Here is a 9,497-nt window from a genome sequence, read left to right as displayed (position 1 = left end):
CGCCATTATTCTGATCGCCTGCAATCACTCGACAATGCTATCGCTTTGCAAGCATAAACCTTGCCGAACGGCTCCGCGAACCTCGCAAAACCGAGTCGCCAGACCACCAGGCAACCTGAATACGACACCCCGTCAGGGGCCGTGCCGCGCTGCAAATCAAAGAGATAACGATCGGCGCGAAGTGCTGCGCCAGGAGGGATTGAAACCCAGCTGCGATTATTGATCGCGGATGCTTTGGCCGGCTGCTTTTTATAGATGAATTTTGACTAACAACCGACGAGAAAACGCCAATAAAACAGCGCCTGCTTACTGACCATGTCTACACTGGTTTTCCAAGACCACATGCCATGAAAAAAGGGCAAGCTATGCTGAATTCAGGCGTCAAAACCACGACGGGCCAAGTCAGAATATGAAACATTCACTGCACGGCACCCTCTGGTCGAAATGAAGCACGCAGAACTGTTTACTCAGTAACGATTCAAGGCGACCATGGCCATCTGCCCGAGCCCTGCGGTATCACACCGCCATCAGTACTGCCTGGCAGCACCATAGAATGCCAAGGTGAGCCGGCCGAGCTTGAACGGCAGCCCACCTATCCCACCCACCACAAGGATGAAGAGAGCGCCGCGTGGAATCCGAAGTCAGTCGAGTCCAACTCAGCCACGATCCACGCAGTCAGCATGACGATCCGTTGCTGGATAGTCTGCTGAGCCTGTGTGTCCTGCACCAGAAACCCGCCAGCCGGGTGATGCTGACCACAGGCCTGCCGCTGCCCGCCCAGCGCCTGAGCCCCGAGCTGCTGCCCCGCGCCGCCGCCCGCGCCGGCCTGCAAGGGCGCCTGCTGCAGCGCAAGCTTGAGCAGATCCCGACTATAGCCATGCCGGCCATGCTGCTGCTCAAGGAGGGCCGCAGCGCCGTTCTGCTGGGCTGGGAGAACGAAGATACCGCCCGCCTGTTGCTTAGCGAAAGCGACGGCGGCGAGGTGCACGTCAGCCGCGAAGCCCTGCTCGGCGACTACAGCGGCCGTGTGTTCTTCGCACAGCCGCAGCACAAGTTCGACGTCAACCACGGCAACCTGATCCCGCGAGCGAAGTCGTGGTTCCGCGACACGCTGTTGCGCAGCAAGTGGCTGTACATCGATGCCATCGCCGCCAGCCTGGTGATCAACCTGATTGCCCTTGCCGCCCCGCTGTTCGTGATGAACGTGTATGACAGGGTGGTACCCAACCAAGCCACTTCGACGCTCTGGGTATTGGCCATCGGTATCGCCGGCGCCTATATCTTCGATTTGATTCTCAAAGGCCTGCGCGGCCTGTGCCTGGACCTGGCCGGCAAGAAAACCGACCTGATCATCTCGGCAACGCTGTTTGAACGTATTGTCGGCATGTCGATGAAATACCGGCCGGCGAGGGTAGGCAGCTTTGCCCAGAACATTCACGAGTTCCAGGGCCTACGCGACTTCCTTGCCTCGCTGACCCTGACCAGCCTGATCGACCTGCCCTTCACGATCCTGATCCTGATCGTGATCGCCATCATTGGCGGGCACCTCGTATGGATTCCGATCATCGCCTTCCCCCTGGCCCTGGGTATCGGCTATGCCCTGCAGCGGCCGTTGATGGCAACCATGGAGCGAACCATGGCGCTAGCCTCTGAGCGCCAGTCCAGCCTGATCGAGACATTGGCCGGCCTGGATGCGGTCAAGGTCAACAATGCCGAAAGCGAACGCCAATACATGTGGGAGCAGACCCTTGGCACCCTCAGCCGTCTGGAGCTGCGTGTGAAGGTGCTGTCGAGCCTGGCGATGAACATCACCCTGCTGATACAGCAGTTGGCAGGCGTGGCAATGATCTGCGTCGGCGTGTACCTGATCATCGACGGCAACCTCAGCATGGGTGGCCTGGTAGCGTGCTACATGCTCAGCGGCCGTGCCCTGGGCCCGCTGGGCCAGCTCAACGGCCTGCTCGCGCGATACCAGCAAGCCAAGGTGACCATGGTCTCCACGGACCACATGATGGAGCTGCCGCAGGAGCGCAATTTCGAAGAGCGCCCACTGAGCCGCAAGGTACTGCAGGGCAGCGTGGAGTTTCGTGGGGTCGACTTCACCTACCCGAACCAGCAGAACATGGCGCTGAAGAACATCAACCTGACCATACGCCCTGGTGAGAAGGTCGGCATCATCGGCCGCAGTGGTTCGGGCAAGAGCTCACTGGCCAAGCTCATCGTCGGCCTGTACGAGGCCGACGGCGGGTCGCTGCTGGTGGACGGTGTGGACATCCGCCAGATCGACGTCAGCGAATTGCGCCATAACGTTGGCTACGTCCCGCAGGATATCCAACTGCTGGCGGGCACCCTGCGTGACAACCTGGTCAGCGGTGCGCGTTACATCGAGGACGAACTGATCCTGCAGGCCGCTGAACTGGCTGGCGTACATGAATTCGCCCGGCTGCACCCGGACGGCTATGAGCTGCAGGTAGGCGAACGTGGGCAGAACCTGTCCGGCGGTCAGCGGCAGAACGTTGCCCTGGGCCGTGCGCTGCTGCTCAACCCGCAGATCCTGCTGCTGGACGAACCCACCAGTGCCATGGACAACACCGGTGAGGAGCGCCTCAAGCAACGTTTGCAGGCGGTGGTGGAAGGCAAGACAGTACTGCTCGTCACCCACCGTGCCTCGCTGCTGTCGCTGGTAGACCGGTTGATCGTGATCGATCGCGGGCAGATTGTCGCCGACGGCCCGAAAGCCGCGGTCATGGACGCGCTGAAGAAGGGGCAGATCAGTGTTGCATAAGCTGGATATCGGGCAGTTCAAGGATAGCTTGCGGCGCTATTTCAAAGGCTCCGAGTCACTGGGCGGCCAGCCGCTGCCAGAGGTCAACAAGGCCCTGATCGAGGATGCCCCACGGGTGGTGCGGCTGACTATCTGGGGCGTCATCCTGTTTTTCGTGTTCCTGATCGTGTGGGCCAGCGTGGCCCCCATTGACGAGGTCACCCGGGGTGAAGGCAAGGCCATTCCGTCGTCCAAGGTGCAGAAAATCCAGAACCTGGAGGGTGGCATCGTCGCCGAGATCTTCGCCAAGGAAGGGCAGATTGTCGAAGTGGGCCAGCCGCTATTGCGCCTGGATGAAACCCGCTTCGCCTCCAACGTGGGTGAAACCGAGGCCGACCGACTGGCCATGGCCCTGCGTGTCGAGCGCCTGAGTGCAGAGGTGCAGGACAGCCCACTGAAAATCGACGAAGCCTTGCGCAAGGCGGCACCCAGCCAGGCTGCCAGCGAAGAGTCGCTGTACCAGAGCCGGCGCCAGCAGCTGCAGGACGAGATTGGCGGCTTGCAGCAGCAGTTGGTCCAGCGCCAGCAGGAACTGCGCGAATACAGCTCCAAGCGCGCCCAGTACGCCAACAGCCTGGAGTTGCTGCGCAAGGAAATCAGCATGTCTGAACCGCTGGTGGCCACCGGCGCGATTTCCCAAGTCGAGGTGCTGCGCCTGCGCCGTGCCGAAGTGGAAAACCGCGGTCAGCTGGACTCCACGGCACTGGCCATTCCCCGCGCAGAGGCGGCCATCCGCGAGGTGCAGAGCAAGATCGAAGAGACCCGCGGCAAGTTCCGCAGTGAAGCGCTGACCCAGTTGAACGAAGCGCGCACCGAGCTGAACAAGGCCACCGCAACCAGCAAGGCGCTGGACGACCGGGTAAACCGCACGCTGGTGACCTCGCCAGTGCGAGGTATCGTCAAGCAGATGCTGGTGAACACCATTGGCGGGGTTATCCAGCCAGGTAGCGACATCATCGAAGTGGTACCGCTGGACGACACGCTGGTGATCGAGGCGAAGATCCTGCCCAAGGACATCGCATTCCTGCACCCTGGCCAGGAAGCCACAGTCAAGTTCACAGCCTATGACTACACCATCTATGGCGGGCTCAAGGCCAAGCTGGAGCAGATCGGTGCCGACACCATCACCGATGAAGACAAAAAGACCACGTACTACCTGATCAAGCTGCGCACCGATCGCAGCCACCTGGGCACCGATGAGAAGCCCCTGCTGATCATCCCGGGCATGGTGGCAACGGTGGATATCATGACCGGCAAGAAGACCATCATGAGCTACCTGCTCAAGCCGATCATGAAGGCACGTTCGGAAGCATTGCGCGAGCGCTGATCAAGGGCTGTGAAGGGCTAACAGCAGGAGCGGCCTTGCGTCGCGACAGGGGCCGCACTGCGGCCCTTTCACAACACCAGGCTGCTCCTTCCCTAATGCGATCAGCGCCAGGGCGCGGGCTCGCCAACCAGTTGCCCCTGTATTCCGCCTACGCCCATCTCCTGCAGTACCTTGCGCTCCCCTTCGGTCTCGACCCGTTCGGCGATCAATGGCAAATCAATGCTGTGCGCGGCCCGCTGGATCGCTTCGATGAACAGCCGCTTGTGCTGCTCGTGGTCGATGTTACGGATGTAGCTGCCGTCGATCTTGAGATAGGCCAAGCCCAGATGGGCCAAGTTGCCAATCATGCTGAAGCGCCCGCCGAAACGCTGCAGCGCCAGGCCGAAGCCTAGCCCGTGCAGCCGCCGGGTGAGGTGTTCCAGGGCGGCCTGGTCAGGCAGTTGCTCTTCGCCGATTTCAAACACCAGCCGCGGGCCCAATGCTGCGTTCTGGCCTAGCAGCTCGAAGACCCGCTGCAGCGCCTTGGCGTCGCCAAGGGTGGCTGCGGAGAGGTTGAGCGCCACCACCTGATCGTGCCCGCGCAGGTGGGCCAGTACTTTCTCCAGTACTAGTATGTCCAGGCGCGGCATCCAACCAAAGCGTTCCAGCCAAGGCAGGAAGCGCCCTGCGGGCAAGGCCTCGCCCTGCCCGTCCTGCAAGCGCGAAATCACCTTGTGGTGCAGTACCCGTTGCGCTGTGGCGGTGTCCACCACCGGTTGGAAGAACAACTCGAAGCGGCCATTGTTGAAAGCCTGGTCCAGGCGCTCGTGCCACGCATGCTGGCTGTCCGCCGCTACGGCGGCAACGCCTTGTTCAAGGCACACCCAGCCAGGGGTAGGCTGGTTCTCGGCGCGGGCCAGGGCTTCGTCGGCGAGCTTGAGCAGCGCCTGCGGCGCGTCACCAGGGCTATAGGGTGCAAGGCCGATGCAGGCCACCGGGTGAACATCACTGGCGCCGGTTTCATGCAGGCTGAGCAGGGTCGCTTCCAGCGCCTGGGCAAGCTGTACCGCCTCTTCATGCACCATGCTCGGCGCCAATACAGCGAACTCGCCGCCGCGGCTGCGGGAAATCAGGTCTTTGGTTTCCGGGAAACTGGCACAGGTACGGCGCAACTGCTCCCCCACCGCCTGTAGCAACTGGTCGGTGCGCTGACCGCCCAGGCGGGCGTTCAAACCGGCCAGGCCTTGTACCCGCAAGAGCAGCAAGTAGCCGGCGCGGGCCTCTTCCAGATTACTGACCCGGGTGTTCAGTTGCATCTCGAAATAACGGCGGTTGGACAGCCCGGTGAGGCTGTCCTGGTAAGACTCTGCCCGCAGCCGCTCACTGCGCTCGGCCTGTTCGGTAAACAGCGCCTTGAGCTTTTCAACCATCTGGTTCATGGCCTGCACGACCCGGCGCAGCTCCGGGGTACGCGGCAGCTCTGGCAGGCTCAGGAATTCGCGGCGGGCAATGGCATGGGACTGCTCGACCATATAGTCCAGCGGGCGCAGCTGGCGGCGCAATAACAAGGCACCGAGCACGGCACTGGCGGCACCACACAACAGCAGCCAACCCAAGCTGCCCAGAGCGCTCTGCCAAAGTTTGGCAATGGCGAACATCGGGTGGCTGACCACCTCGACGCGCGCGGCCTGCTGCCAGCCGCGGCTGACGATGGCATCGCCACCTGCGGCTTCAAGGCCGATCAAGCGCACGAACCACTGTGGCACGCCGCCAGGGTCCGGCTCGGCGTGGCGCTCCACCAGGACCGCATTTGAGCCCAAGTCGACAACTTTGATGCTTGCGTAGTAACCACTGTCGAAGATCGAACTGACCATCAGCTCGACCATCGCCGGGTCGTCGATGTTCGGCGTCAGCGACAGCGCCAGCGCGGTCGCCGCATCCTGGGCATGCGAGCGCAGCTGGTTGACATACTGGCTGCGTGAGCTTTCCAGGCTGACCATGAAACTGCCACTGAAGGCGACCACCAGGAACAGGCAAATGGCCAACAGCAATTGTTTGAACAGTGACATCAGTGCTCCTTCAATAGACCGGTTCGGCCGGGAAGCCTTCGGCCTGCATTTTCTTCAGCAAATCCTGCCAGCGGGAAAGCCGCTTGGTATCACCGACCTTTTTGTTGCCTGCGCCCCCCGTCAGCCACAACCCCTCGCCATTGAAGGCATAGACCGGCAACAGGTCGGTTCGTTGGCTGGCAGGTTTGATGGCGTCCATCAGGCTATCGAGGACCAATGGCTGGGCCTGTGGGCTTGAATAATAGGTCAGGACCATGTGCGCTCGGTTCTGCCGCAACGCCTTGACGTAGGTGATACGCAGCTTTTCGCTGGCAATACCCATGCGCCGCAAGCTGAAATACTTGGCTATGGCGTAGTCCTCGCAGTCACCGGCCCCTTTGATGAGTGCCTGCACCGGTGTGGCCCAGTAATCGACCTCATGCCACAGGTCGATGTCCTCGACATAACGCAGTTGCTGGTTGAAAAAGCGGTTCACCACCTGCAACCGTTCCAGCTCGCTGCCTTGAGCCTGCGTTGCCATCAGGCGCTGCCAGGCGTCGATACGACCCTGCCCCGCGCCTAGCGGGCCATACAAGGCCTGGGACTTGCGGCTGATCTGGGAAAAGTCCCAATCCGCGTGCAAGCCGCCCAGCAGTAGACCGCCCAGCAGCACGGCAAGGAAGGCAGGTCGCACAAGGCGTTTGAGCATCCAGGATATCGCCACTGCGAAGCCCTGTTCAGGCCAGTCGAAAGCAGCGATGGTGGGGCTTGCCAAGGCAAAAGACAATGGCACCCTGCAATCATCCACCCGCTGGTCAGCTTGCACCCTCTTTATGACTATATCCTTTTATAGGCTGCTTCCTTTGGCAGGCGACTTCATCCACCATAGCCGCGCCTTGTGGGGTGCTACTGGCGCTATCGAGCGAGTTTGACACCCTGACAGGCAGTTACTAGTGTAATTGGATCCAACTTTAGTCATCGTTAAGGCAGGCTTTACGTGGCCGAGAAACTCAAACTGAGCAATGTGTTGGCCAGCGAGCAACTGTTGCCGCACCAGGCTCGTGGCGTGATCGAAGAACGCCTGCGCAGTGCCATTCTCGACGGTCGCTTGCCCCCTGGCACCGCCGTGCGCCAGCAAGAGCTGGCCAGCTTGTTCGGGGTGAGCCGCATGCCTGTACGCGAAGCCTTGCGCCAGCTGGAAGCGCAATCACTGCTGAAAGTGGAAATGCACAAGGGCGCCGTGGTTGCGCCCTTGATCGGCGAGGACGCGGTAGACACCTACGCGCTGCGCATACTGCTTGAGAGCGAGGCGCTACGCCAGTCCATCCCTTTGCTGGAGCCCAGCGACATCGCCCAGGCACGCGGCTACATCCAGCAGTTGGAGAATGAAGCCCGCCACGCTGAAATCGGCCGGCTAAACCGTCTGTTGCACATGGCCCTGTACAGCAAGGCAAAAAACAAGAAGTTGCTACGCCTGATCGAAGACGAGCTCAACGAGGAGGAACGCTTTTTGCGCTTCCACCTCTCCTCCATGGGGCTGGGCAAGCTCACCCAGGATGATCACAACGCATTGGTTAACGCCGCCAGTGACAAGCACGTCGAAGAAGCCATTACCGTGCTGGAGCGACACCTGAACAGCGGCGCAAGGGTGATCCGCAAATACCTGGATGGCCAACCGCGACACTAGTGTGCGTCCGCCAATGGGCCGCTGGAAACGCACAGGTTGCAAATTATGGCGCCGCCGCCAACAATGAGACTAATTATCATTAATGTCCATTGTTGATACCTCGCCCATGCCCAGCGACGACTCCGTGCAAACGCTTTACAGTGACCATCACGGCTGGCTGCATGCCTGGCTGCGCAGCCAGCTGGGCAACGCCGCTGATGCTGCCGACCTGGCCCAGGACACCTTCCTTCGCCTGTTACAGCGCCGTGAGCAACTGCACTTGAACACACCACGTGCGTTTCTGCGCAAAGTTGCACGCGGGCTGGTGATCGATCATTGGCGTCGCGAGGAGCTACACAAGGCGTACCTCGAGGCCTTGTCCCATCTGCCAGAAGCATTGGCGCCTGCGGCTGAAACCCGCGAACTGTTGCTGGAGTTGCTGGAGCGCATCGCGCGCATGCTCGATGGCCTGAAACCCAAAGTGCGCCGGGCTTTCCTGCTCGCCCAGTGCGAGGGGCTGAAGCACCAGGCCATCGCTGACCAGATGGGTATCTCCGTGCGTACCGTGGAGCGCTACATCGCCGATGCGCTCTACCACTGCTACGTGCTGCGCTATCAGGATGAATGCTGACGCCATGGCTGCTGCACAACCCGGAACACAAGCGGTCAAGCAGGCCATTCACTGGATGTTGAGGCTGCGCGAGAACGGGCACGATGCCGCCCTGCAACAGCAATGCGTGCAGTGGCGCGCGGCCCGCCAAGAGCATGAGCAAGCCTGGCAACGGGTGATGCAGATGTACCAGGATCTTGACCTGCGCGGCATTCCCGGTGCCGGTTTGGCCTTGCAGACCCTTGAAACCAGCCAGCGTCGGCTGCACCGTCGCCAGGCGCTGAAACTGCTGGGTGGCACGGCCATGGTCGGCGCAGCGGCATGGCTGGGCCGAGACCTGGATGGGCTCAGCTACTGGACCGCCGACTACGCCACGAGCATGGGTGAACGCCGCAGCTTCACGCTGCCAGATGGCACTCTGATGCAACTCAATACAGACAGCGCCGTGGACCTGGCCTTCGACGAGCAGCAGCGACTGGTTCGCCTGAAGCAGGGGGAAATGATGATTACCTGCGGCCAAGCAACCACGGCGCAGCGCCCCCTGCTGGTACAAAGCCGCGATGCCTTGCTTGAAGGGTTTGCCGGGCACTTCGTGGTACGCCAGGACAGCGACTGTACGCACGTCAGCGTCGGCACTGGCAGGGTAGCGATCCACCAGCCTGCTACCGGCCCGCTGCAGTGGATCGAAAGCGGCCAGAACTGGCGCCTGGATGCACAGGGTGCGCAGCGTCTGCAGCACGTGGACATGGACGCAATGGCCTGGAGCGAGGGGCTGATCGTTACCCGGGACATGCGCCTGGCGGACTTCCTCGCGCAGGTCAGCCGCTATCGCCGTGGTTACCTCGGTTGCAGCGAAGCGGTTGCCGGCTTGCGCCTCTCAGGGGTCTTCCGTCTTGAAGACCCGGAGCTTTTGCTACAGCTACTCCCCCAGACGCTGCCAGTGAGGCTGCGCCAACGCACACGCTGGTGGGTACGCGTGGAAAGCCTGGCTTGATCAGGCGGCCCATGCAGGTGTGGCCGTAGGGCGGTGCCAGGTATTTTGG

7 protein-coding genes are annotated in these 9,497 nt (G+C 61.5%); 5 read left to right on the top strand and 2 right to left on the bottom strand.

Annotated elements, in window-relative coordinates:
• Positions 1–628: 628 nt before the first annotated feature.
• Both K4A76_RS00685 and K4A76_RS00680 read left to right on the top strand, forming a co-directional pair.
• Positions 629–2,785, top strand: a complete 2,157-nt coding sequence (locus K4A76_RS00685) for a type I secretion system permease/ATPase (RefSeq protein WP_029886243.1) — start codon at positions 629–631, stop codon at positions 2,783–2,785.
• Complete coding sequence (locus K4A76_RS00680) at positions 2,775–4,151, top strand: HlyD family type I secretion periplasmic adaptor subunit (protein ID WP_054914040.1); 1,377 nt, start codon at positions 2,775–2,777, stop codon at positions 4,149–4,151. The genes K4A76_RS00685 and K4A76_RS00680 overlap by 11 nt, the downstream gene beginning before the upstream one ends.
• 101 nt (positions 4,152–4,252) lie before the next feature.
• Here the strand turns inward: K4A76_RS00680 and lapD are convergent, their stop codons facing one another.
• Positions 4,253–6,199 (bottom strand): cyclic di-GMP receptor LapD, encoded by a 1,947-nt coding sequence (gene lapD, locus K4A76_RS00675; protein ID WP_054914041.1) that lies wholly within the window; start codon positions 6,197–6,199, stop codon positions 4,253–4,255.
• 10 nt (positions 6,200–6,209) lie between these two features.
• Positions 6,210–6,971, bottom strand: coding sequence for a cysteine protease LapG (lapG, locus tag K4A76_RS00670; protein WP_274411330.1), 762 nt, complete (start codon positions 6,969–6,971; stop codon positions 6,210–6,212).
• 204 nt (positions 6,972–7,175) lie between these two features.
• Between lapG and K4A76_RS00665 the strand changes: the two genes are divergently transcribed.
• The 3 genes from K4A76_RS00665 to K4A76_RS00655 all read left to right on the top strand — a co-directional run bounded on the left by K4A76_RS00665 (position 7,176) and on the right by K4A76_RS00655 (position 9,448).
• Positions 7,176–7,865 carry a GntR family transcriptional regulator gene (locus K4A76_RS00665; RefSeq protein ID WP_274411329.1) on the top strand — a complete coding sequence of 230 codons (690 nt, stop codon included), beginning with the start codon at positions 7,176–7,178 and terminating at the stop codon, positions 7,863–7,865.
• A 106-nt stretch (positions 7,866–7,971) separates the two neighbouring features.
• Entirely contained in the window at positions 7,972–8,475 is a 504-nt protein-coding gene (locus K4A76_RS00660; RefSeq protein WP_274412255.1) for a sigma-70 family RNA polymerase sigma factor, read from the top strand.
• Between the two features lie 4 nt (positions 8,476–8,479).
• Complete coding sequence (locus tag K4A76_RS00655; protein ID WP_274411328.1) at positions 8,480–9,448, top strand: FecR domain-containing protein; 969 nt, start codon at positions 8,480–8,482, stop codon at positions 9,446–9,448.
• Positions 9,449–9,497 lie beyond the last annotated feature (49 nt).

This window comes from Pseudomonas sp. NEEL19 (genome assembly GCF_028751975.1).
GTDB classification, from domain to species: domain Bacteria; phylum Pseudomonadota; class Gammaproteobacteria; order Pseudomonadales; family Pseudomonadaceae; genus Aquipseudomonas; species Aquipseudomonas juntendi.
This window is presented reverse-complemented; position numbering and strand designations above follow the sequence as displayed.